The sequence below is a fragment of the Streptosporangium roseum DSM 43021 genome, from assembly GCF_000024865.1.
In the GTDB taxonomy this organism is placed as follows: Bacteria; Actinomycetota; Actinomycetes; order Streptosporangiales; family Streptosporangiaceae; genus Streptosporangium; species Streptosporangium roseum.
Window position 1 is genome coordinate 9236113 of sequence record NC_013595.1, and the last position, 23655, is coordinate 9259767.

19 protein-coding genes are annotated in these 23655 nt (G+C 71.6%); 6 read left to right on the forward strand and 13 right to left on the reverse strand.

Going from position 1 to position 23655, the window contains the following annotated elements:
- The first annotated feature begins 110 nt into the window (after positions 1-110).
- The 5 genes from SROS_RS40410 to SROS_RS40425 all read left to right on the forward strand — a co-directional run bounded on the left by SROS_RS40410 (position 111) and on the right by SROS_RS40425 (position 1506).
- On the forward strand, positions 111-431 hold the full coding sequence (locus SROS_RS40410; RefSeq protein ID WP_281047983.1) for a DUF5753 domain-containing protein: 321 nt from the start codon (positions 111-113) through the stop codon (positions 429-431).
- A 27-nt stretch (positions 432-458) separates the two neighbouring features.
- A complete protein-coding gene (locus SROS_RS40415; protein ID WP_012894744.1) occupies positions 459-662 on the forward strand; it encodes a DUF397 domain-containing protein in 204 nt (67 codons plus the stop codon).
- 29 nt (positions 663-691) lie between these two features.
- On the forward strand, positions 692-832 hold the full coding sequence (locus SROS_RS51485) for a hypothetical protein (protein WP_012894745.1): 141 nt from the start codon (positions 692-694) through the stop codon (positions 830-832).
- 90 nt (positions 833-922) lie between these two features.
- Positions 923-1246, forward strand: coding sequence for a DUF6247 family protein (locus SROS_RS40420; RefSeq protein WP_012894746.1), 324 nt, complete (start codon positions 923-925; stop codon positions 1244-1246).
- Positions 1246-1506: a hypothetical protein gene (locus SROS_RS40425; protein ID WP_012894747.1), complete on the forward strand. Its 261-nt coding sequence runs from the start codon at positions 1246-1248 to the stop codon at positions 1504-1506. Before SROS_RS40420 ends, SROS_RS40425 begins: the two co-directional genes overlap by 1 nt.
- 144 nt (positions 1507-1650) lie before the next feature.
- Here the strand turns inward: SROS_RS40425 and SROS_RS50425 are convergent, their stop codons facing one another.
- Positions 1651-2133, reverse strand: coding sequence for a hypothetical protein (locus tag SROS_RS50425; protein ID WP_148269367.1), 483 nt, complete (start codon positions 2131-2133; stop codon positions 1651-1653).
- 478 nt (positions 2134-2611) lie between these two features.
- Between SROS_RS50425 and SROS_RS40430 the strand changes: the two genes are divergently transcribed.
- Entirely contained in the window at positions 2612-3466 is an 855-nt protein-coding gene (locus SROS_RS40430; protein WP_012894748.1) for an alpha/beta fold hydrolase, read from the forward strand.
- A gap of 174 nt (positions 3467-3640) precedes the next feature.
- On the opposite strand, the gene qcrB is transcribed toward SROS_RS40430, so the two are convergent.
- The 12 genes from qcrB to SROS_RS40490 all read right to left on the reverse strand — a co-directional run bounded on the left by qcrB (position 3641) and on the right by SROS_RS40490 (position 23418).
- Positions 3641-5278, reverse strand: coding sequence for a cytochrome bc1 complex cytochrome b subunit (gene qcrB, locus SROS_RS40435; RefSeq protein WP_012894749.1), 1638 nt, complete (start codon positions 5276-5278; stop codon positions 3641-3643).
- A 246-nt stretch (positions 5279-5524) separates the two neighbouring features.
- Positions 5525-9211 carry an ATP-dependent helicase gene (locus tag SROS_RS40440; protein ID WP_012894750.1) on the reverse strand — a complete coding sequence of 1229 codons (3687 nt, stop codon included), beginning with the start codon at positions 9209-9211 and terminating at the stop codon, positions 5525-5527.
- 141 nt (positions 9212-9352) lie between these two features.
- On the reverse strand, positions 9353-12508 hold the full coding sequence (locus SROS_RS40445; RefSeq protein ID WP_012894751.1) for an ATP-dependent helicase: 3156 nt from the start codon (positions 12506-12508) through the stop codon (positions 9353-9355).
- A gap of 326 nt (positions 12509-12834) precedes the next feature.
- Complete coding sequence (locus SROS_RS40450) at positions 12835-15630, reverse strand: CDP-glycerol glycerophosphotransferase family protein (protein WP_012894752.1); 2796 nt, start codon at positions 15628-15630, stop codon at positions 12835-12837.
- A 172-nt stretch (positions 15631-15802) separates the two neighbouring features.
- Positions 15803-16123, reverse strand: a complete 321-nt coding sequence (locus tag SROS_RS40455; protein WP_012894753.1) for an MGMT family protein — start codon at positions 16121-16123, stop codon at positions 15803-15805.
- A complete protein-coding gene (locus SROS_RS40460) occupies positions 16111-16482 on the reverse strand; it encodes a hypothetical protein (RefSeq protein ID WP_012894754.1) in 372 nt (123 codons plus the stop codon). Before SROS_RS40460 ends, SROS_RS40455 begins: the two co-directional genes overlap by 13 nt.
- A 131-nt stretch (positions 16483-16613) precedes the next feature.
- Positions 16614-17846 carry a S8 family peptidase gene (locus SROS_RS40465; RefSeq protein WP_012894755.1) on the reverse strand — a complete coding sequence of 411 codons (1233 nt, stop codon included), beginning with the start codon at positions 17844-17846 and terminating at the stop codon, positions 16614-16616.
- Entirely contained in the window at positions 17840-18805 is a 966-nt protein-coding gene (locus SROS_RS40470; RefSeq protein ID WP_245564457.1) for a hypothetical protein, read from the reverse strand. Before SROS_RS40470 ends, SROS_RS40465 begins: the two co-directional genes overlap by 7 nt.
- 104 nt (positions 18806-18909) lie before the next feature.
- Positions 18910-20301 carry a S8 family serine peptidase gene (locus SROS_RS40475; RefSeq protein WP_012894757.1) on the reverse strand — a complete coding sequence of 464 codons (1392 nt, stop codon included), beginning with the start codon at positions 20299-20301 and terminating at the stop codon, positions 18910-18912.
- Positions 20295-21029: a hypothetical protein gene (locus SROS_RS40480; protein ID WP_148269368.1), complete on the reverse strand. Its 735-nt coding sequence runs from the start codon at positions 21027-21029 to the stop codon at positions 20295-20297. Before SROS_RS40480 ends, SROS_RS40475 begins: the two co-directional genes overlap by 7 nt.
- 215 nt (positions 21030-21244) lie before the next feature.
- Positions 21245-22426, reverse strand: coding sequence for an adenylyltransferase/sulfurtransferase MoeZ (gene moeZ / locus SROS_RS40485; RefSeq protein ID WP_012894759.1), 1182 nt, complete (start codon positions 22424-22426; stop codon positions 21245-21247).
- Positions 22427-22503: 77 nt separating this feature from the next.
- Positions 22504-23418 carry an alpha/beta fold hydrolase gene (locus SROS_RS40490; RefSeq protein ID WP_012894760.1) on the reverse strand — a complete coding sequence of 305 codons (915 nt, stop codon included), beginning with the start codon at positions 23416-23418 and terminating at the stop codon, positions 22504-22506.
- Positions 23419-23655: the final 237 nt, after the last annotated feature.

Consider the following 23655-nt stretch of genomic DNA (forward strand, 5'->3'; position numbering starts at 1 on the left):
CCTACCGGTGCCGCCGAAGACATCCGCCGTGCGAAACCCAGCCGCCACCACTCCGCCAACCGCGCCCGGAACCGGGCGTGGGTCGGCCGGTCGTAGTCGTGTCGCGGTCTGTGGGGAAGGCACCGGTCGTCATGCGCGCCCAGTTGCACCACTTGGTTTCCGCCGCCGAAGAGAGCAAGACCACCTTGCAAGTCATACCGTTCAGCGCGGGTGCTCATGCGGGAACGAGTGGTTCGCTCGTCATTCTGGGATTCCCGGAGCCGGCCGACCCTCATGTGGTGTACGTCGAGACTCTGACCGGGGATCTCTATCTGGAAAAGCACAGCGACGTTGCCGCCTATAGCATTGCATTTGAACGGTTGTGCGCTACGGCTCTGTCGCCGGACGACTCCATAGGCCTGACGAGAAGAGCAGCCGACAGTCTGAGCTAGAGCCCAAAGCAGAGAAGGAGCCGAGGGATGGACCAACCCGATCCCTCCTGTCTGGTCTGGCGCAAGAGCTCCTACAGCGGCCAGACCGGCAACTGTGTCGAGGTGGCCAGTCTGCCCGGGGGCGGCCGGGCCGTACGGGACAGCAAGAACCCGGACGGGCCGATGCTGCGCTTCACCCCCGATGAGTGGCAGGCGTTCATCGGCGGCGTGAAGGACGGCGAGTTCGGCTGACGGGACAGGGCTTTTCACCGAAGTCCTCCATGCCGCTGCCATCGATCATCGGCATCCCCGGATGCGACGCGGCCACCGGGCCGGTGATCAACGACTCCACCCGCCGACTGTTGATCGTTTTCAGGTCATACGCCGATCGCATCCGGCCTGAGGTGGTCAAGGAGGCGTAGGCGATTGTCGAGACATCAAGGAGAGTCGTGCGGCTACTTGGCGCGAGCCGTACCCTGAAGGGGCAGGACGGATCGAGGAGGAGGCTCGTAATGACCGCGCAGCCCCACGAGCAGGGCGCCATGCCGACGATCGACAAGAAGTTCGCGAGCGTCCGTAAAGCGCTGTTCCACCCTGACGACATCGCGGCGTTCGATGCCGGACTGGCCAAGCTCACGTCGATCAGCCCGATCGATCTGGCATCCCTGGATGAGTTCCTGGAATCGTGGTGGCGCACCGCCGTCATCGCCGGCCGTGACCGCGAGGACTGGCATCGGGTCCTGAACGTCGCTGAACGCATCCAGCGGGGAGAACCTCCACGAGGGCGCGACTTCGCCGACGTCCTGGCCGAGCGTGGATATCAGGTGCCGCGATAGTGGCCTACACGATCATCCTCGTCGATAAGATCACCGAGGCCCAGGTGGACGACCTGTCAGACAGCGAGTTCGCCACCTTGATGGAGATCTACGAGGTGCTCCGGTTGGTACCGGAGAATGGCCTGATCCTGCGCAAGGAGGCACCGCAGGCCGCCATGTACGCCTTCGTTCATCGGCAGATCGAGGTGGTCTATTTCATCGTCGCCTCCGCCGTTCAGGTGGCGATCGTGCGGGTCAATCGCCTACCCGACGTGGGTTGACGGTCATTGCCCATCGCCAGGTCCGGGCTGTACGGCCCCCTCGGGGCAGCGCGCGGCCGGGATCGATTCGACGACCTCGTAGCGGCCGTCCCGGAGTTCGAACACCGCGTCCATCCGACCCCGCACCCGCCCTCGTCGCACTTCTCACCCCGTACGGTGGCTTACCCCGTTCGGCGACCCGTCTTCTCCGGCCACAGGCAGGCCGATCAGATCCCGGTTCTCCCGGACGGCGATCCGCGCACGGTCCCGGGACTCCTCCTGGGAGATGAGAACGCGCGCCCACCTTTTCAGCGCCTCACTCCACGCGCGCCGCGCCGAAGTCACTTCGGCGGGAAAGCTTCTGCTCCGGCGAATACGGTCGTATTCCTTTGACAGGGCCTCGACCCGCCGGTGCGCTTCATCGAGTGTGAGGGCCGAATGGTCGGCACCAGAGGAAAGGACATCCGCTCCGGCGTCCGCAGCGGGACGGCCTCCGTCAAGGACCTCTTCCCGGACGGTCAGCGTTCTTACCCACTCCGTCAACGCCCAGATCCACGCCTGCCGTGCCCGCGCCAATTCGGCAGGCGATCCGTTTCCCTCATCGAATGCCTGCTGCGCCTGACCATAGCGGCCCTTGGCCCAGCGCACCTCGCTCCCGGCCTCCCGAAACGCCAGCCGAGCCTCCTCGCGCCGCCCCCATTCATGTCTGCTCTCACCCCTCACGACGTGAGGTTACGAAAATAGATTCAACCATTCAAGAGTAAAACGGAGTTCCGCCCTTGAGGCAGTTGCAGGATCCGGGAAAGAGGATCGGCTATTCACCGGAACGAGAACCTCCACTCGCGGTTCCCTCGCCGGGGCCGATGCCGTCCGATGGAATACGGCGGGCCTGTGCGGAACATATGCCGCCGACGGCCGGTCCGGCTCCGAACACAACCAGTGGCACACCTTCGACGGCACCGTGAAGAACGACGAGTTCGGCTGACGGGGTAGGGCTTTTCACCGAAGTCCTCCATGTCACTGCCATCGATCATCGGCACCCTCGGATGTGACACGGCCACCGGGTCGGTGATCAATGACTCCAGGCGGTGGACGGCGAGACGAGAAAGGCTGGAATAGTGGGCAGGTGTTCAGCGAGAGTCTCGTGGCCGTGTCCGGTCAGCCCGCCGTGGAGTTGTTCGTCGCGCGGAGCCGGGGGCCCGCCGAGCGCACGCTGCTGGTGATCCACGGTGGTCCCGACTGGGACCACACCTACCTGCGCGAGCCGCTGGCGGAGCTCGCCGGCCGTCACCGGGTGGTCCTGCCGGACCTGCGCGGCTGCGGGCGTTCCACCCGCGGCCTCGCCGACGATCAATACACCCCCGCCGCGGCCACCGATGACCTCGTCGCCCTGCTGGACGCGCTCGGCACGGCGCAGGCCGACGTCCTCGGGTTCTCCTACGGAGGCCTGATCGCCCAGCGTCTGGCCCTGGCCGCTCCCGGGCGCGTCCGGCGGCTGATCGTCGCCTCCAGCAGTGTCCTGCCGGTGCCCCCGGACGCCTTCGACGGCTGGCGCGAGCGCGAGGAACGACGCGCCCCGGAGGCCGCGGTGTGGTCGGATCCGGAGCTGTCCGGTCCGGAACTCACCCGCGCGGCGGCGGTCGCCGGAGCCGGGGCGAACGTCTGGCGCCCGGAAGCGCTGCCCGCCTACCTGGACCGCCTCGCGGACGTCCGTTTCTCCGCCGAGTGGGCGCGCTCCTGGCGGGCCGGCACCCTGCCCAGCGCCCGTCACCGGGACGCGGCCCAGCGGCTCGCCGCCCTCGGCGTCCCTCTGCTCCTGCTCCACGGCCGACAGGACATGATCTTTCCCGCGTCCCTGGCTGAGGAGACCGCGGAGCTGATACCCGCCGCCCATTCCGTGGTGATCGGGGAAGCGGGCCACATGGCCCACATCGACCAACCCCGCGCATGGCTCGACGCCGTCGCCGGCTTCCTGTCCTGACAACTCGGCCGCCTGTCCGGGGGCGGGGCCGTACGGGACAGCAGGAACCTTGAGGCCCGAGGTCCGAGACTTCCCTGATCCCAGGAGATCGGAGAGATGGTCGACTCGTCGTTCACCCGCCTCGGAGCGATGACGACAGGCGCCGGCCGGAACCGTGGCCCCGACCGGAACCGGTCAGGAGGGCAGTGACTTGTCCTTCTTGACGTCCGAGCCGACGGCCGCGTGCTCCTCGTGAGGGTGCTCGCCGTCGAGCGGGATCTTCTCCCCGCCGTAGGCCTTGCTCAGCTTGGCGCGGAGCTTGCCGAGCGGGCCGCGCATCCCCTTGGGCGGGATGCCGTCGCTGTCGGCGGAGGTGCCGGTGATCACCGGGATCGCCGTCTTGCCCCGCATGTGCGCCTCGATGGCCTCGTTCGGCGAGACGTGGACCTCGATGTACTCACCCGAGGGCAGGCGCTTGATGACGCCGGACTCCACGCCGTGCCCGATGACCGCGGCGTCGCTGCGCTGCAGGCCCAGGCACATCCGGTAGGTGATGAAGTAGGCGACCGCGGGACCGACGAAGACCAGCACCCGGCCGACGTAGGTCGTCCAGTTCAGCGAGACGTGGAAGAACGCGGAGATCTCGTCGTTGGCGCCCAGCAGCCACAGGACACCGTAGAAGGTGACCGCGGAGATGCCGATCGAGGTGCGGTGCGGGTTGTTGCGGGGACGCTCGGCGACGTGGTGCTCGCTGCGGTCCCCGGTGACCCACTGCTCGATGAAGGGATACAGGGCCAGGCCCGTCATGACGATGCCCATCGGGACCAGCGCCGGGATCAGCACGCTCAGCGGCAGCGTGAAGCCCAGGAAGTTGATCTCCCAGGCGGGCATCAGGCGGAGCGAACCCTCCAGGAATCCCATGTAGAAGTCGGGCTGGGAGCCCGCCGAGATGTCGGCCGGGCTGTAGGGACCGAACAGCCAGATCGGGTTGATCTGGGCGAAGGTGCCCAGCAGCGCGATGGCGCCGAAGGTGAACATGAAATAGGCGCCCGATTTGGCCATGAAGGCCGGATATAGCGGAGCGCCCACCACGTTGGTGTTCGTGCGGCCCTTGCCCGGCATCTGCGTGTGCTTCTGCACCCACATCAACATGAGGTGGGCGGTGATCAACCCCAGCAGGATGCCCGGGATGAGCAGGATGTGCAGCGAGTAGAACCGGGAGACCACGTCCTCGCCGGGGTATTCGCCGCCGAAGAGGAAGAAGGTGATCCAGGTGCCGACCAGCGGCAGCGAGATCATCACACCCTCGGTGATCCGCAGACCGGCGCCGGAGAGCAGGTCGTCGGGGAGGGAGTAGCCGGTCAGACCCTCGAACAGGGCCAGCGTCAGCAGGCCGACACCGATCAGCCAGTTGAGCTCACGCGGCTTGCGGTACGCACCGGTGAAGAACACCCGGAGCATGTGCACCATCATGCCGGCGACGAACAGCAGGGCGGCCCAGTGGTGCATCTGCCGCATCAGCAGGCCACCGCGGACGTCGAAGCTGATGTGCAGAGTCGAGGCGTACGCCTCGGACATCATGACGCCCTTGAGCGGCTCGTAGGAGCCGTCGTAGACGACGTGAGCCATGGTGGGCTTGAAGAAGAAGGTCAGGAACGTGCCGGTCAGCAGCAGGACGATGAACGAGTACAGCGCGATCTCGCCCAGCAGGAACGACCAGTGGTCAGGAAAGATCTTCCGTAAATTTCGCTTGAGGAAGTTTCCCGCGCCGATGCGGTCGTCGATGAAGCTGCTTGTGCTCGCTATGGGCTTCGGAACGGTTCCGCTGCTCATGCGCGCCCTCCGTTTCACGGACCTCGGCCTCAGCGTCGCCGCGCTCCCAGAAACCGGGACCGGGTGGAACGGCGAAGTCCGCCGTGGATGACCAGGTACTTCTCATCATCCACAGCGATGAGTAGGCCGAGGCAAAGGCCGGGCGCCCGGGCTGGAGCAGGAGCACCGGCGACGAGGAGGAGCTTCCCCCTTTCCCGCTGTCTCCTCGGGTCCCGCTGTCTCCTCGGGTCCCGCTGTCTCCTCGGGTCAGCCGAGGGCAGGGATCGACTCGATGAGCCTGACCAGGCCCCGCTCGTCGAGGAGGTTGACCGGCCTGACCGTCTCGTTGAGGCGGACGAAGTGGAAGGCGGCGCTCACCTGGGCGAGGGGGACGTCGGCCAGGTGGGACCAGGCCAGACGGTAGGCGGCGAGCTGGACCGCCGCGGCGGCCTCGGCCTTCTTGCCCTCGGGACGCTGACCCGTCTTCCAGTCGACGACCTCGTAGCGGCCGTCCGGGAGCTCGAACACCGCGTCCATCCGGCCCCGGACCAGCCGGTCGGCGATCATCGTCTCGAAGGGGACCTCGACGTCCAGCGGTTCCCGGCCGGCCCACTCGCTCTCCTCGAACCGGTCACGCAGCTGGTCGAGCTGGATGTCGGTCTCCTCGAAGCCGTCGGACGAGCCCGGCAGCTCCATCTCGTCGAGCAGCCGCTGCTGACCCCACCGCGACTCCAGCCAGCGGTGGAAGGAGGTGCCCCGGCGGGCCAGCGGGGTGGGCTTCCTGGGCACCGGGCGGCGGACCTGCCGGGCCAGGGTCTTGGGATCGGAGGCCAGGGTGACCAGCGACGAGACGGTCAGATGGGTGGGCAGCTCGACCTGCCCGCCACCGCGCCGCCGGTTCACGGCCCGCTCCCTGAGCAGGAGCTCGGTGTCGCGCTCCCAGGCCTTCGCCCGCTCTTTGTCCCAGCCGCGCAAGTCCGCGAGGGCACCGGCGCGCTCGTTCCCCGGCTCCTGCCCCTCCTCGGGAACCCGCCGGTGCTCCGGTCCCGGCTCCCCCTCGGGCAGCACATGCCCGTTCCCCGGCTCCTCCCCGGGCACGCGCCCGCCCTCATGCACGGCCTCGTGCACGGCCTCGTGTACGGCCTCGGCCGAGACGTCCTGCCGAGCGCGAGAAGTGGCCTCCTCGTCGTCCGGGTCGTCGAAGAACTCCGGGACCTCCAGGAAGAGGACGTCCTCGTCCTCGGGCGCCTCGGGGAAGGGAACCTCCTCGTCCTCCGGAGGGACGTCAGGGAAGGGGATATCGGAAAAATCGGAAAAGGGGGCGTTCTCGGCTCCGGGAGCCTGGGCGGAACCGTCCCGAGGGCGGGAGGCGGCCGGGTCGCCGCCCTGCCCGGCGAGGGCGGCGAGGGCGGCCTCGACCATGGTGGCCCCGTCGAGGACGGCCTCGTAGCGGAGGCCGTCGGGGGTGACGGGCCAGCCGGCCTCGGCGGGTTCGGCGAGCAGGGGGTTGGTGGCGCCCTCGCCGGCCTCGGGCGCCCAGACGGAGACGCGCCCGCAGGTCTCGCGGATCTCCACCAGGAAGTCGGAGGGCTCCAGGGGCTTGGCCGCGCTGCCCCAGCGGTAGCCGGAGGCGATCAGGAGGTAGTGGGCGCGGGTGACGGCCACGTAGGCCAGGCGGCGCTCCTCCAGCAGATCGCGGTCACGGCAGCGCTCGTCGAACTCCGCCAGCTCCTCCTTGCTCAGCCCGCCCAGCCGGGGCAGGTCGGAGGCGTCGCCGCGGAGCGGGTAGGGCAGCTTGCGCGGGTTGTCCGTCCACTTGGGGCTGGTCGTCGGGCGGGCCGGGAACATCGTGCCGACGGTCAGGGTGCCGGCCTTGGACAGCGCCTGGGACATGCCGGGGATCACGACGACCGGCCACTCCAGGCCCTTGGAGGCGTGGATGGTCATCAGCTTGACGCTGTTGCTCTCCCCCACCCGCCCGGCGTCCAGGCCGTTCTCCTCCTCGTCGGCCGCCTTGAGGAAGGCGAGGAACGCGCCCAGCGTCGGATCCTCGGAGTCGCCCGCGAACCGGGCGGCCGCGTCGAGGAAGGCGTCCAGATCGGCCCGGGCGGCGAACGGCCCGATGGCCGTCCCCCGCGCCGCCACCTCGATGTCCAGGCCGAGCCTCCGCTCGATCTCGATGATCAGGTCGGGGAGCGGCTGGCCGGTGTGGGCGCGCAGGATCCGCAGCTCCTGCGCCATGGCGAGCAGCCGTACCCGGGCCAGGGGTGAGAACAGGTCCTGCCACTCGGGACGGTCGGGCAGCTCGTCGAGGGCGTCGATCAGGCTGCCGCGCTCCTCGGCCATGTCCGCCACGACCTGGTCCAGCGGGTCGGACGCCATGGATCCGCCCTCCCGGGTCTCACGGTTCAGCTCACGCGCCCGCTCGCCCAGCTCCTTCAGGTCGGCCGGGCCGATCCGCCACCGGGGACCGGACAGCAGCCGGACCAGCGCGTCGCCCGCGGTCGGGTCGTAGAGCACGCGCAGGGTGGCGACGATGTCGGAGACCTCCGGCACGGTCAGCAGGCCCCCCAGGCCGACCACCTCGACCGGGATCCCCCGCTCCTCCAGCGCCCGGCGCAGCGCGGGGAACTGCGACCGCTTGCGGGCCAGGATCGCCACGTCGTGCGGCTGCAGGCACTGCGGGCCGCCCCACGCGCTCTGCTTGGCCTTCTTCCGCTCGCCCTCACCCCACGGCATGCCGTCGGGCGCGCTCTCACCGCCCAGCACCCTGGCGATCCCGTCGGCGACCCACGCCGCCTCGTCGTCGGCGGTCTCGTGGAAGGCGCACACCACCCGGCCGCGCTCGACCCGGTTGCCGCCGGGCACCAGCACCGGCACCTCCCGCGCCTCCATCCGGAGCGGGAGCTGCACCCGGGCGGCGACGTCCAGTACGGCGTCGCCGTTGCGGAAGCTGATCGACAGGCGGCGGACCGGCGCAAGTTCCCCCGAGGCGGTCGTGAAGTCGCGGGGGAAGCGGGTGAGGTTGCCCGCCGAGGCGCCGCGCCAGCCGTAGATGGACTGGCAGGGGTCGCCCACGGCGGTCACCGGGTGACCTCCGCCGAACAGCGAGCGGAGCAGGACGAGCTGGGCGTGGCTGGTGTCCTGGTACTCGTCGAGGAGGACGACGGCGAACCGGCCCCGCTCGATCTCGCCGACCTCGGCGTGCTTGGCGGCGATCCGGGCGGCCAGCGCCATCTGGTCGCCGTGGTCGACGACCTCACGGCTCCGTTTGAGCCGGTCGTAGGCCTCGACCAGCGGCAGGAGCTGCTCCCTGGCCCGCTGGGTGGCCAGCGGCCTGCGCTGGGGCAGGGTGGGCGAGCCGGGCAGCTCGCCGTACCGGTCGGCGAGCCAGGCGCCGACCTCCCGCACGTCCTGCGGGCCGCGCAGGTGCTCGGACAGCTCCCCGGCCAGCTCCAGCACCGCCCGGGTGACGGTGGCCGGACCCCACTCGATCTGCTCCATGGGCCCGTCGTAGGCGCTGACCACCCGCACGGCGAGCTGCCAGGAGACGGCCGGGCTGACCAGGCGCATGGTGGGCTCCAGCGCCTCACGCAGGGCATGGTCGGTGACCAGCCTGGCTGCGTAGGCGTGGTAGGTCGAGATGGTCGGCTCGCCCTCCAGCAGCTCGGCGGGGACCTGCTCGGCCGCGACGAGGCCGTTGAGCCGCTCGCGGACCCGGATGGCCAGCTCGCCGGCGGCCTTCCTGGTGAAGGTCAGGCCGAGCACCTGTTCGGGGCGGACGAGGCCGTTGGCCACCAGCCAGACGACCCGCCCGGCCATGGTCTCGCTCTTGCCCGACCCGGCTCCGGCGACCACGACCATGGGTTCGAGACCGGCCTCGATCACCTCGGCCTGTTCGGGGGTGGGGGGAAGGATGCCCAGCTTGGCGGCGAGCTGGATCGGGCTCAGCACGGGGCACCCCCACGGCGGGTGGTACGGCTCAGCACACCTGATCTCCGTTCTCGCCGACCGCGCAGTCCACCCGCACGGCTCAGCACGCCTGGTCCCCGTTCTCGCCGACCGCGCAGCCCACCCGCACGGCACGGGCGCGGCTCAGCACACCTGGTCCCCGTTCTTGCTGACCGGGCAGCTCGCCCGCACGGCGCAGGTGCGGCATCCGTCGTTGACCTTGGCCTGGAAGAACGGCCCGGACATGCCGAGCGCCACGGTGTCGACCATGTCGCGCGCCCAGCCGGGGTCGGCGTCCTCCGCCAGGGGCGGCTGGGCCTGCTCCTTGGCGTCCTTCTTGCCCGCGGCGTCGCCCACCTGGACCAGGGCCGCGCCGCCGGGCTCGGTCATCCCGTGCCGCTGGAAGGCGCCCAGCAGCGCGGCGAGCTGGTAGACCCCCAGCTGGGGGTGGCGTTCGATCTCGGCGTCCTTCGGCCCGTTCTTCCCCGTCTTGATGTCGATGATCACGGCCCGGCCCTCGGCGTCGCGTTCGACCCGGTCCACCCGCCCCTTGATCTGCACGCCCTCGGAGACCATGGCCGTGAACGCCTCTTCCAGGCCGACCAGCTCGCGGGGGTTGTCCTGGTGCCAGCGGACGAACTTGGAGATCATCTGCTCGGCGACCTTGCGCTGTTTGCGGTTGTACCAGACGCCGCCGAAGTCCAGCTCGTGCCAGATCTCGTCCAGGCGCTTGCCGAGGGTGTCCTCGGAGGGCATGCCCGTCGCGGCGAGCACGGCCAGCGCGTGGATGACCGTGCCCAGCCCCCGGGCCGCGTCGGTGCCGCTCGCCCCCACGGAGGTCTCCAGCAGCCAGCGCAGGCCGCACTTGGTGAAGTTCTCCACCGCGGAGGGCGAGATGCGTACGACGTCGTCGGGCCAGCTCAGCGGGCGGTCATCGGAGATCGGGGTGAGGGCGTACCACTCGTTGGGGTGGGCGCCGGACACTCCCTCGGCGGCGAGCCTGGCCAGGTGCTCGGCGGCGGCCCTGCGCAGGGAGGCGGGCCGGGTCGGGTCGGAGACGGCCGAGCGCAGGTCCGCCACCAGGGCGGACATGCTCAGCCAGCGGGAGCGCTCGTCGACGGCCGTCTCCTCGGCCGCGCCGGGGACCAGCTCGGTGAGGAACCGGGAGGGCCGCTCCTCGCTGTCCTCGCCTCCCACCGCGGTGACGATCAGCCTGGTCCTGGCCCTGGTGGCCGCCACGTAGAACAGGCGGCGCTCCTCGGCCAGGAGCTGGGAGGCCAGCGCGGCGGAGACGGCGGCCGGGTTCTCGTGCTCGGATCCCTCGGCCCTGGCGACCATGTCGTCGGTGCTCAGGATGGACCCGCGCAGCCGCAGGTCCGGCCAGGCGCCCTCCTGGACGCCGGCGACGACCACGACGTCCCACTCCAGGCCCTTGGACCGGTGGGCGGTCAGGATCCGCACCGAGTCGGTGTCGGGGGCGCGGTCGGCGAGGGAGTCGCCGGGGATCTCCTGGGCCACCAGGTCGTCCACGAACACCTCGACACCCGCGTGCGGCAGCCGGTCGACGAACCTGGCCGCGTGGTCGAACAGCGCCACCACCGCGTCGAGGTCGCGGTCCGCCATGGTCCCCCTGAACCCGCCCGAGACACTGACGCCGGTCCACTTCTCGGCCAGGCCGGTGGCCTGCCAGACGGTCCAGAGCACGTCTTCGGCGGTGCCGCCCTGCCGTACGGCCTCGGCGGCGCCGGAGACGAGCTTGGCGAGCCGCTCGGCGGGCAGCGCCACGTGCGGCTCCACCCGGACCAGCTCCCGCACGTCCTTCAACGCCGCGACCAGCAGCTCGCCCGACGAGCGCGGCCCGGCGACGTCGCGCTCGCCGGAGTGGTCGACCATGTCGCGTTCGTCGGGGTGCGTCATCGCCTCGTGCTCGGCGATCCGCAAGGCTCTGCGCAGGCGGCGCACACCGACCATGTCGGTGCCGCCGAGCGCGCCGGTCAGCAGCTCCTCGGCCATCGCCTCGTCGAGGGTCTCCGGATGGAGGGCGACCTGGATGAGCCTGATCAGCGGCCGCACGCCCGGCTCCTGGAACAGCGGCAGCTCGCCGCCGCCGACCACGACCGGCACCCCGGCGGTGACCAGGGCGCGGCGCAGCAACGGCACCTGGCGCGTGGCCGATCGCACCAGCACCGCCATGCGCGACCAGGGGACCCCGTCCAGCAGGTGCGCCCGGCGGAGCGTGTCGGCGACGACCGCCGCCTCCTGCGTGGCGCCGTCGGTCACCAGCACCCGGACGTCACCGGGCTCGGCGTCCGGCAGCGCCCGCAGGTCGCGGTGCGCGGCGCCGCCCGGCGTGGCGGGCAGCCGGGCGGCCACGCGGCGCGATGCCCTCAGGAGCTCGGAGCCGCTGCGACGGCACACGCGCAGGGCGATGACGGGCGCGTTCTCGCCGTCGGCCCCGGGGAAGCTCTCCGGGAAGCGCATGATCCCGCGCACGTCGGCGCCGCGGAAGCCGTAGATCGACTGGTCGGGGTCGCCGACCGCGATGAGGTCGCGGCCCTCCCCCGCCAGTTGCTGGAGCAGGAACTCCTGGGCCGGGTCGGTGTCCTGGTATTCGTCCACGAGGACGACGTCGTAGGCGGCCCGTTCGCGGAGCCGTACCTCGGGGTCGGCGAGCAGGCCGGCGGCGGTGCGGATCAGGTCCGAATAGTCGAGCACCGGCTCCATGTCCAGGTCGAACCTGGACTGGTAGCGGTCGGCGAACCGCCCGGCGGCCACCCAGTCGGCGCGGCCGTGAAGGCGGCCCAGCTCGACCAACTCGTCGCCGTCGAGGCCGCGCTCGGCGGCGCGGGACAGGAAGTCGCGGAGCTCCTGGGCGAAGCCCCGGGTCTTGAGCGCCTCGCGCATGTCGTCCGGCCAGTGCGGGGCGCCGTCCTCCAGCTCGCCGTGGAGCAGCCGGCGGACCTCCAGGAGCTGCTCGGGGCCGGTCAGCAGGCGGGGCGGCACGCCCCCGGCGAGCACGGCCTCGCGGCGGAGCAGCGCGTAGGCGTAGCTGTGGAAGGTCAGGGCGAGGGGCGTGCGGGTGGTGCGGCGCATCCGGCCGGTGATGCGTTCGCGCAACTCCTCGGCCGCCTTGCGGCTGAAGGTGAGGACGAGCACCCGCTCGGGATCCACACCGCGGCGCTCGATCCGGTCCACCACGGTCTCCACGATCGTGGTGGTCTTGCCGGTGCCGGGCCCCGCCAGCACGAGCAGCGGGCCGCTCTCATGGGCCACCACCGCCCGCTGATGCTCGTCGAGCACGGGGGCAACAGCTCTCCCCGCACCCTCACGACGCACCAAACGCCAGCTCTGGCCACTCACAACTCGCCATTCCACCAGATCTCGGACGATGATCGTGCCGAGTCCGGGTGCGCGGTATGGCGAACCCCCGATTCAACCAGCCGGATGATCAGCCCGTCCCGGCTTCCGCCGATGATCGGTGCGAGCGCACGCCCAGCTCAGACCGGTGCGGGCCGGGCGTGGCGCCGGGCACGGCCCCCGCCGGGCCGGGATCGCACTCCGGCGGAAGGGATCGCACAGTGACGCATGCCATCTGATCGCCGGACCCGGCTCCGCCCCGGCCGGGTTCAGGCGACGAAGACGTGGTCGACCAGCCGGGCTGTCGCCTTGCCGTCGTCGCGGGGAGCGTAGACGCGCCGGAACCGTTCGTACCGCTCGGCGTGCGCGGCGCTCACCTCGTCGATCGTCCGGACGGCCTCGATCACCTGGGCGCCGGTGGTCAGCAGCGGCCCGGGGGCCTCGGCGGCCAGGTCGAGATAGAGGCCGCGCTTGGACGAGTAGCGCTGCAGGTCGTGGGTGAAGAAGAGCACGGGCCGCCCGGTGGCGACGAAGTCGAACATGACGGAGGAGTAGTCGGTGATCAGCACGTCGGCGATCAGCAACAGATCCGCCATATCCGGATAAGTCGTGACGTCACGCCCGAGGCCCTGGGGCACGTTGGGCGACGCCTGCATCGAGTGCGCCCTGATCAGGAACTCGTAGCCGGGGCCGAGCACCCGCCGCGCCTCGGCCAGGTCCAGCCGGAGCGAGGCGTTCTTTCGGTCGTAGTCGCGGAAGGTCGGCGCGTAGAGCACCAGTCTGACGCCCTCGGCGATGCCGAGCCGGTGGCGCACCCGCGCGGCCAGCTCGTCCCTGTCGGGGGCGGACAGCACGTCGTTGCGGGGGTAACCGCTCTCCAGGACCTCGCCCTGGTAGCCGAACGCCTTGCGCAGGATCGGGGTCGCCCACGGGCTCTGCGAGACCAGCAGGTCCCAGCCCCGCACCTCCACGGCCTGCCGGTGCCAGGCAGGCGGCTTCGGATCGCGGGACATGTGCGGCAGGTCGTTGCCCAGGCGCTTGAGCGGGCTGCCGTGCCAGGTCTGCACGACCGTCTGGTCCTCGCGCGCCCGGAACCACGGCGGCAGGAAGCCGTTGGTCACCACGTGCCGCGAGCGTGCGAGCACGGCGTAGTGCTCCCTGCTGCCCGCGCGGACCACGGTCGGCCGGACGTCCGAGCCGAACCCGAGATCGGCCGAGGCCGGGGGCACGAACGCCCCGTCCTTGACCACCCAGATGTGCTCGCGGTCGTCGCCGCGCCGCATCCGCTCCTCGTAGATCGCGCGGACGTTGCCTTCGTACTGCCGCCCGTCGTAGGCGACGTAGACGGTCGCGTCGTTCAGCTCGCGGGCCCGCTCGGCGGGGTAGAACGAGCGTCGCAGCGCGTACAGGCCGCCGGCGCCCCGCTCGTCGTCGGGCAGGTCCTCGGCGACGGTCAGCACCGGCACGTCGAACCTGGTGGAGATCAGGCGGTACTCCCGGCCGTCACGGACCTTCGGGTCCTCGTCCAGCGAGTCGAGGATGGCGTGGTCGACGCGGAGCGGCACGATCTGCCCGGAGGAGTCGCGGACCGCCATGCTCCAGCTCCCGCTGCCCAGCGGCACGGTCTCCCCGAAACGGGGCATCGCGGCGGGTGCGAACCGCACCGAGAAACGGGAGTCGGCACGCTCCAACGCCACGGTGTGGATCAGTCCGGTGCGGTGCCGGAGGGTCAGCTCGGCCGGCCCGGAGCCCGGATACGAGCCTTCGAGGGTGAGCACGCCGTCGTCGCCCCAGGTCACCGCGGAGACGACCGGGCGGATCCGGTGCGCGGAGACGATCACCCGGTCACGCCGGTCGCCCAGCACGGTGATCTCCCGCTCGCCGACGACCGAACGGCTCTCCGCGGCCCGGCCGAGCATGACGGCGGCCGCGGGGTCGCCCTTGGGCTCGATCCAGAGCCGGCCGCCGTCACGCTCCTGCAGCAGTGACGGTACGGCCAGCGGCACGACGACCTCGGTGCCCCCCTCCACGGGGGTGAAGTCGGCCGACATCCGGTGGCCGTCCAGGCGCGCGTGGCCCTTGCCCTGCCCCCTGCCCGGCAGGAACACCTTCAGCTCCAGCCGGTCGCCGTCCAGCCGCACCCCTGTCAGCTCGGCCCGGGTGGGCTGCAGCACGACCTGGAGGGCGCGGTCGGAGGTCCAGACCGGGCGGACCCACCAGCCGCGGCCGAGATCCAGACCCCGGGGACGCTCGGTACGGCCGATGGAGGGGCCGCGGAGCAGGCCGGTGGCGCGGGCGCCCCGGCTCCAGATCACGATCTCGGCGCGCCAGGTGGTGGTGTCGCGCACGACGGCCCGGCGGCGGAGCAGCCGCTTGCCGCCGCGCACGACGGCCCGCACGCCCGCGCGCCAGCGCAGCGACCACGGGTGCAGCTCGGCGGTGAAACCGGACCAGTCGTAGTTGCAGCCGGCCTCCTGGGCGCCGTAGGTGGCCTCCGGATGGAAGACCCTGCGGGTGCGCAGCCATACCGGGGGCAGCCAGCGGGGGCCGCGCAGCACGACGACGGCCCGGTTGAAGCGGGGGCCGCGGACCGAGAGCCCGGCCAGGTAGGCGTGGCCGCTGATCCGCAACCGACCGCCGGACCAGGAGACGTCCTCGACCTGGGTCATCGGGATCAGGTCGGCGGCCCGCAGCCGGAACATGGCCTCCGGCAGCTCGTCCTGGAGCGGCAGATCCGCATACCAGCGCAGCTTCCTGCGGACCCGCCTGGACGGCTCCGCCGCGGCCGCGGCGATCTTCTGCAGCGCGTCGCCGTCGGCGAGGTCGTCCACCTCCCGGTGCTCGACCAGGTGGAAGGCGATCCTGCGGGCCACCGGCAGATCACGCTTGACCCGCGCGTCGGCGGCGGCGATGTAGGGCTTGAAGAGGGTGACGAACTCGCGCCGGCGGGCGGCGCCGCGCTTGACCGCCAGGTCCAGCCGGGAACCGAGCGGACCGGCCAGGGCGTCGGCGTCGAACCTGCGGCGCTCGGCCGGGGTCAGCCCCTCGGCCAGCACCGCCGCCATGATGGATTCGAGTGGTTCTCCCCGGTCACAGAGATCTTGAACAGCCCGTAGACGGTCGGCGACGGGATCGCCGCCGGATCGCGCGGGTGTGGCGCCGGTGGCCATGGGGGAGGCACCGCCTTTCGGACAGAGCGCTGTCCTAGGCCATGTTAGTGTGCCGCGCCGGAGCCGGTTACGCCGTGCTTTCCGGCAGCCCGTCCCATCTCGCCGCGCGCATGTCCGCGCGGGCGCCCCGCAACGGGGTCCGCTCCTCCTGCCACCTGGCCAGGCATCTCTGCTCGTGGCCCGGCGGCGGGGTCCCGTCGGCGTGCACGACACGCCACCAGGGCACACCGCCACCCCAGGTGGACATGACCCTCCCGACCTGGCGGGGGCCTCCCTCTCCGAGGTATTCGGCGATGTCGCCGTAGGACATCACCCTGCCGCGCGGGATGCGCTCGACCACGTCGAGCACCCGCTCCGCATACGGGGGCGGGTGGCCTACCGGCTCCATACGGCTGGCCCGGCCGCGAGGATCTCGTCGATCTTGCCGAACTCGTAGGCCGCGGAGCCGTTCAGCTGCTCGACGAGGCCGTCACGGATCGCGTAGGACTCCCCGTCCTCTCCGACCAGGCGCGCGCCCAGCAGGGCGGACACCCGTGCCAGCTGGGCCACCTGCCAGTCGGATCCGGGCGTGCCGGACAGGCCGCCGCCGTTCCAGACGGCTATGGCATGAACCCCGTCACCATGGCGGGCCAGGACCTCGCCCGCCTCCTGTGAACCGCGGAACTCGAACCCCGCCTGCCCCAGCACAGTCGCGAGCTCCGCGAAGGCGAGAGGCGCCGGGCGCTCCACGCGCAACTCGTACCCCATGACGGGCGACCCTAGCGAATATTTGACGGTCCTCGAACCATCGGGGCCGTCATCGGCCCCACCGCGTCCGAACAGTGTCCAAAACGCGTTCCAATCGAATTCAACTCCCGTCATGTCCTCCCGGCCGTGGATCACGGCCACGGCCGCCCCTGCCCGGTCACCGGCTCTCCCCGCGCCGGGACGGACTGCTCCGACCGCCGGTTCAGCATCACCACGGCACCGCCGAACGCCAGCAGCCCGCCGAGCAGGCCCGCGCCGTACAGCCAGAGCCGGAACGGCTCCGGGCCGGGCCGGGCGGGCTCCTGGGGCAGGGGGCCCTCGCCGAAGTGCTTGACCGCGGGCGCCGTCGCCGGAGCCGCGCGGTTCACCAGCTCCCCCGCCCTGGCGAGTGCCGCGCCGGCGTCGACGACGCCGAAGCCGACGTGGTCGTCGTATCCGTCGGCGGGGGCGGACGTGGCGGTGGAGGTGAGAGCCTGCGCCACCAGATGCGGCGAGATATCCGGATATTTAGCTTTTATGAGTGCGGCGACTCCCGCCACCAGCGCCGTCGCCGAACTGGTCCCCTCCGAGGAGCCGTAGGCGCCCCCCGGGGTCACCACCGGCACGTCCACCCCCGGCGCGGAGACCAGCACCGACAGGTTGTCGCTGCTGAACGGGGCCGGCCGGGCCGTCGAGTCGACCGCGCCCACCCCGATGACCCCGGAGTATCCGGCGGGGAAGTTCCAGAAGGAGGTGGCGTTGTCGAGGGCGTACTCGGAGGTGCCGTCGTTGCCGGCGGCCGCCACCAGCACCACCCCCCGGGACAGCGCGTAGGAGACGGCCTCGCGCTCGGCCTTGTGCGGCCCGTAGGCCCCCAGGGACATGCTGACGACCTTGGCCCCGTGGTTGGCGGCGTAGCGGATCGCGCGGGCCAGCGGGCTGTCGGCCCGCGTCCGCAGGTCCGCCTCCGGCAGGCCGGCCCGGTCCTCGGTCCCGTTCCGCAGGACCAGCGGCAGGGAGAGGATCCGCGCCTCGGGGGCGATCCCGAGGAGGCCGCCGCTCCCCTTGCCCGCCCCGGCGATGAGCGAGGCCATCGCCGTGCCGTGCCAGGCCGCGCCGGGCCTGCCCCTCGCCTGCTGCGCCGAGCCCATGTCGGGACCGGAGACGACCCGGCCGCGCAGCTCCGCGACGGCCCCGTCCACCCGGCTGTCCACCAGGGCCACGGTGACGCCCGCCCCCCTGGTGGTCTTCCAGGCCTGCTCGACGTTCATCGCCTCCAGCACCCAGCGCTGCTCCTCGCGCACGTCGGCCGCCCCCACCGGGGTGGAGACCGTCAGGGAGAGCCCGACCAGGGCGCCCGCCGCCCAGAACCGCCGCCTCAACACACGTTCCCCTGAGTGCACTGCGGCACGGCGTTGGGCTCGTCACCCAGGGCGCGGGCGATGCGCCCGGCGACCGCCTGCGCCGCCGGCCACAGCTCGCTGTGCAGGATCTCCTCCGGGGAGATCGACGCGCGGGTGCGTCCGTCGCTGTAACCGGCGGTGGAGAAGACGACGTAGGGACCGACCGGGATCCAGGCGTTGCGCTGCCGCTGGGCGGCGCCGAACAGCTCGCTCGCCGTGCCGGGGAACGCCACGGGCCGCACCCCCACGCGGTCGTCGACCGGGAGCTGCGCGGTCGCGGCGATCCGCGTCTCCTCGTCCCGCAGCACCGCGATGCCCACGGTGATGACGAAGGTGGACGTCTGGTCCACGTAGGTGGCCCGCAGCAGCGTGCGGCAGCCGTACTGGGCGAGGACGGAGCCCGTCGAGGCGTCCACGCCGGACCTGCAGGGGGTCTCGGGGGCCAGGCCGACCCGCCGGGCGTACTGCTGGGCCCGGCCCAGGCCGATGTACTGCAGCTCCGCGGGGAAGACCAGGTCGGTGGACCAGGCCTGCCAGCGCCTGGCGATGTCGTCCTTGATGTAACGGGCCTGCTCGGCGGCGGTGAGCGGGCGGGCCGCGGTCTCGCGGAACAGTCCGACCGCGCCGGTCAGCACGTTGCTCGCGGCGATCGCCAGGATCGTGCCCATCAGGATCAGGAAGATCGTGCGGAACCGGATCCCCTGCTCCAGGGTCGCCAGCTCGGCGCGCTCGGCCGCCAGGCGGTCGCGGCCCGCGGCCGACCAGGCCCGCACCCGGACCCGCCGGGCGCCGGCGCCGGTGCCGGTCGGAGCTGCCCGCCTCACCGGGGCGCCGCCCGCGCGCGGTGTCCAGGAACCCGGTGGCGGCCAGCCGTCGCGGGCAGGGGACGCCGAGGCTTCCCTGCGCCGTCCCGGCTCCTGGGACCGCTCCGGCTTCGACATACTTCGATGCTACGTCGCAGCGCTCTGCCGCCCTATCGTCGGAGTGTATTTATGATGTCACCCTCCGTACGGGATTCCGTCTCGCGCCGGCGGCCCGCAGGCCGTCAGGGGGCGGCCGGAGAGCCGGGGCCGGGGTGCCCCGCCGCGTCCGCGGGACCGCCCGCGGAACCCTCCGCGATGCCGTTCACGGAGGGCTCCGCCGAGCCGTCCGTGATGCCGTTCACGGAGCCGTCCGCGGGACCTGTGGCGGAGCCGTCCACGGGACCGTGCACGAGGCCGCTCGCGGCCCCCTCCGCCGAGCCGGCCGACGACCGGGCCCGGCCGACGGACACGGCGATCACCATCAGGGACGCGACCGCGCCGAATCCGGCGGCCACGGCCACCCCGCCGTACAGGGTGATCTTGTGCTGGTCCCGCTGGATCACCTGGACCGGCTCCACCCCCCTGCCCATCGGGCGGGCGGGATCGTGGCTGCCGGGTCCCGTGGCGGTGAGGGTGTGGCGGGAGATCCTGGCGGCCTCGGCGAGCGCCCGGGGGGCGTTGACCACGCCGAAGCCCATGCCGGTGTCGTACCCTCCGGTCGGCCGCCGGCTCGCCCCCGCGGTGAGCGCCTGCGCGACCAACGCGGGCGACATTTCTGGATATTTCGCTTTAATCAGTGCAGCGACGCCCGAGACGAGCGCGGTCGCCTGCGAAGTGCCGCGGCCGACCCAGTACTCGTCGCCGGGGCCCGCGCCGAAGATGTCCACTCCGGGCGCGGCCACCAGGACCGAGGGGTTCCAGTTGGAGAACGAGGCCCTGCGCAGCCCCCGGTCGGCCGCGGCCACCGAGACCACCCCGGGGAAGGCCGCCGGGTAGGAGTAGGGGGCGTAGCCGGTGGAGTCGGGCTTGCCCGCGCCCTCGTTGCCCGCCGCCGCGACCAGCACGACCCCCCGGGAGATCGCGTAACGGATCGCCGCCCGCTCCTCCCTGGTCGCCAGCTCCTTGGAGATCGACATGTTGATCACGTCCGCGCCCTGGTCCACGGCGTATCTGATGCCCCTGGCCACCACGTCCTCGAACCGCTCGGCGGTGTTGAACTCGCGGAAGCCCGGCTCCTCGTCCTCCAGGATCACCCGGACCGACAGCACCCGCGCCCTGGGCGCGACGCCGATCACCCCGTCGGCTCCGCCGGGGCCGTGCCCGTGCCCGGCGATCAGCGACGCCATGTAGGTGCCGTGCAGCCGGAGCGGAGCGACCCCCGGCGGGTTGGCCCCCGAGGTGAAGTCCTTGCCCTCGATCACCGAACCCACCAGGTCGCGATGGTGCGGATCCACCCCCGAGTCCAGCACCGCGACGGTCACGTCCCCGCCCTTGGAGATCCGCCAGGCACCGGGCAGATCGAGGGTCCGCAGCACCTGACGCTGGCTGCCCCGCACGTCGTCGGCGTGCGCGGCGGGGGCCGCCCCCAGCGCGATCATGGCCAGCGCCCCGGCCGCGCCCGCCCGCCTCAGCATCGCCACTCCTCGGAGACGCAGTCGGGCCGCACGGGCGTGGACAGCTCGGCGAGGATCCTGTCGGCGATGTCGCCGGTGAAGGCGAACATGGCCGGCCGCTGCTCCCCCACCGCCTTGGCGGGACGCCCGTCGACCTGGCCGACCGTGGTCATCACCACGTACGGCCCGGCCTGCCGCACCAGGCTGCTCTGCCGTCCGGCGGCGGTGAACCGGTCGGTGACCGTGCCCGGGAAGGCCAGCGCCCGCAGGCCCGGCGAGGGACGGCCGGCCCTGGGCAGCGCCGCCTTGGCGGCGGCCGCGCCCGCCTCCCCCGTGAAGGCCGCGACGCCGACGGTGACGACGACGCCCTGGAGCGCGTCGAGATAGGTGGCGCGCAGGATGCCCCGGCAGCCCGCCCGCCGCATCGCCTTCCTCAGCTTGGCGTCCACACCCCTGTCGCAGCGGGTCTCCGGCGAGATGCCCACCCTGCGGGCTTTCTCCTCCCCGCCCTGCTCGGCGGCGTAGCTGATGGTCTCGGGGAAGACTCTCCCGGCGGGCCACACCTGCCAGCGCAGGGCCATCTCGCCGGCGGCGGCCCTGTCCAGCTCCGCCTGGCTCGGGCCGCGTGTGAGCTCGGTCCCGGCGGTCCCGGCGGCCACCCCGGCCACCACCGCGCAGAGCAGCGTCAGCGTGGACGCCACGACCAGCGTCGACCAGGCAGGCCGCCGCTGACCTGGGACTTCATTCACGCCCTCGACCTTAATGCGGAGAGGAGGGTGTCATCCGCCGTTCCGTCCGGATCCGACGTGTTGGAAAGTATTTGACGACACGGAAAGCGGGGTGTCAGGCCCGTCCCGGCCGTGGGGCCGCCCCGCGGGCCGTCGCCACCCGGGCGGCCCCTTGCCCCCCGAAATGACGCGGCGCCCCGCGGAGCGGGGCTCCGCGGGGCGCCGGCCGTGGGCGACTAGTAGCTCGGCAGGCTCGGGTCGACCGTCTTGACCCAGCTCAGCACGCCGCCGCCCACGTGGACGGCGTCGGAGAAGCCGGCGTTCTTGACAATCGCCAGGACCTCGGCGGACCGGGCGCCGGACTTGCAGTGCAGGACGATGCGCTTGTCCTGCGGGAGCTTCTCCAGCGCGGAACCGTTGAGGAACTCGCCCTTGGGGATGAGCACGGCGCCGGGGATGGAGACGATCTCGTACTCGTTCGGCTCACGGACGTCGATCACGTAGATGTTCTCGTCGGCGTCCTGCATGGCCTTGAGGTCGGTCGCGGTGATCGTGGAGCCGGAGGCGGCCTCCTGTGCCTCCTGGGAGACCGCGCCGCAGAACGCCTCGTAGTCCTCCAGGAGCTCGGTGACCGTCGGGTTCTTGCCGCAGAGCACGCACTCGGGGTCCTTGCGGACCTTGACCGAACGGTAGTTCATCTCCAGGGCGTCGTAGATCATCAGGCGGCCGACGAGCGGCTCCCCGATACCGGTGAGGAGCTTGATGGCCTCGTTGACCTGGATGGAGCCGATCGACGCGCACAGCACGCCGAGCACGCCGCCCTCGGCGCAGGAGGGGACCATGCCGGGGGGCGGGGGCTCGGGGTAGAGGCAGCGGTAGCAGGGACCGTGCTCGGCCCAGAACACGCTGGCCTGGCCGTCGAAGCGGTAGATCGAGCCCCAGACGTACGGCTTGCCGAGCAGGACGGCCGCGTCGTTGACCATGTAGCGGGTGGCGAAGTTGTCGGTGCCGTCCACGATCAGGTCGTACCCGGAGAAGATCTCCATGACGTTGTCGGTGGTGAGCGCCACGTTGTGGACGACCACGTCGACCAGCGGGTTGATCTCCCTGACGCTGGCCGCGGCGCTCTCCGCCTTGAGGCGGCCGACGTCGGACTGGCCGTGAATGACCTGGCGCTGCAGGTTGGACTCGTCGACGACGTCGAAGTCGATGACCCCGAGCGTGCCCACGCCCGCGGCGGCGAGGTACAGCAGGGCGGGAGAGCCCAGGCCGCCGGCGCCCACACAGAGCACCTTGGCGTTCTTCAGGCGCTTCTGCCCGGCCATGCCCACGTCGGGAATGATCAGGTGGCGCGAGTAGCGGCGCACCTCGTCGACGGTCAGCTCGGCTGCCGGCTCTACCAGCGGTGGCAACGACACAGTTCTGCTCCCGTTTCAGGGGGTCTTGAGAGTACGGCTGAGCACAGCACGCACCACTCACAACCTAATGCGATGCCTCAGTCATTCCCAATCGGGATGGGGGCAGTCTCACATATCAGACGCCGGGCCTCGCGGGCCACCCTTCCGGGGAGCTCCATCTGCGCCACGTGCCCGGCGTCGGGCAGCAGCACCAGCCTCACATGGGGGAAGGTCCGCCCGGCCCGCGCGGCCATGCGCGGGTTGACGAGGCGGTCGTGGCGCCCGTGGACGACCAGCGTGGGCGCGGTCACCTGAGCCGCCTGCCGCCACAGGTTCTCCGCGCCGCGCCTGAAGTACTCGGCGACGAGGCCCCGCGCGGAGCCGACCAGCGCGGCCGCCGCGTACGGCAGGCCGTCCCTGCGGCGCAGTTCCTCGGCCGCCTCCCGGAGCCGCTCCGGGTGGATCCGGCCGAGATCGGCGTAACACATGCCGAGCGTGGCGTTGAGCCTGCGCTCGGCGGGCAGGGCGCTCAGCTGCGTCGCGGCCCACTCGCCCAGTCTCGGCACCGCCGACAGCGCCACCCGCGCCGGGCCGTACCTGGGGAGCAGGTCGGGCAGGGCCGGTGAGATGAGCGTGAGGGAGCGGACCAGGTCCGGCCGGGTCGCGGCGACCCGCACCGAGACGGCGCCGCCCAGGGAGTTGCCGAACAGGTGGACCGGGCCGCCGGCGACCCGGTCGATCAGCGCGGTGACGGTCCGGGCGTGGGCGGCGATCGAGTAGTCCCCGCCGGGCGGTTCCGGGGAGTGCCCGGCCCCCGGCAGGTCGACCGCGTGGCCGGTGACCACGTCGGACAGCTCGCCCATCAGGTCGGTCCAGTTGGTCGCCGAACCCGCGAGGCCGTGCACGTAGACGGCGGTCTCCGAGGGACCGGGCGGGGTCGAGCGCACGTGGACGCGCCGCTCCCCCAGATCCATCAGCTCACCGGGCCAGCTCGGAATCGGCTCGACACTCACGCGTCCTCCCTCGTTCGGCTTCCCTCTGACGATAGCCCCCGCCGGACAGCCCGTGCACAAATGCGACATTAAAGGCATTTCATTTCAAAACTCACCACCAAAGTACTCTATCGTCAATAAAGCGATAAGCAGAGAGCAAAAGGCGCGAATCTTCGTTTGTCACCCGACATGCGAGGAAATCAAGACAACCAGGGACGGCCCATTAGCGGCCATCCCGGACATTTTCCGATCACTCCG

Coding starts and splice junctions, on each gene's coding strand:
- SROS_RS40470 (WP_245564457.1), bottom strand. CDS start 18,805: ATGTCGAAGCCGGAGCGGTCCCAGGAGCCGGGACGGCGCAGGGAAGCC.
- SROS_RS40415 (WP_012894744.1), top strand. CDS start 459: ATGGACCAACCCGATCCCTCCTGTCTGGTCTGGCGCAAGAGCTCCTAC.
- SROS_RS40420 (WP_012894746.1), top strand. CDS start 923: ATGACCGCGCAGCCCCACGAGCAGGGCGCCATGCCGACGATCGACAAG.
- qcrB (WP_012894749.1), bottom strand. CDS start 5,278: ATGAGCAGCGGAACCGTTCCGAAGCCCATAGCGAGCACAAGCAGCTTC.
- SROS_RS40450 (WP_012894752.1), bottom strand. CDS start 15,630: ATGGCGGCGGTGCTGGCCGAGGGGCTGACCCCGGCCGAGCGCCGCAGG.
- SROS_RS40475 (WP_012894757.1), bottom strand. CDS start 20,301: ATGCTGAGGCGGGCGGGCGCGGCCGGGGCGCTGGCCATGATCGCGCTG.
- SROS_RS40460 (WP_012894754.1), bottom strand. CDS start 16,482: ATGGGGTACGAGTTGCGCGTGGAGCGCCCGGCGCCTCTCGCCTTCGCG.
- SROS_RS40455 (WP_012894753.1), bottom strand. CDS start 16,123: ATGGAGCCGGTAGGCCACCCGCCCCCGTATGCGGAGCGGGTGCTCGAC.
- SROS_RS51485 (WP_012894745.1), top strand. CDS start 692: ATGCCGCTGCCATCGATCATCGGCATCCCCGGATGCGACGCGGCCACC.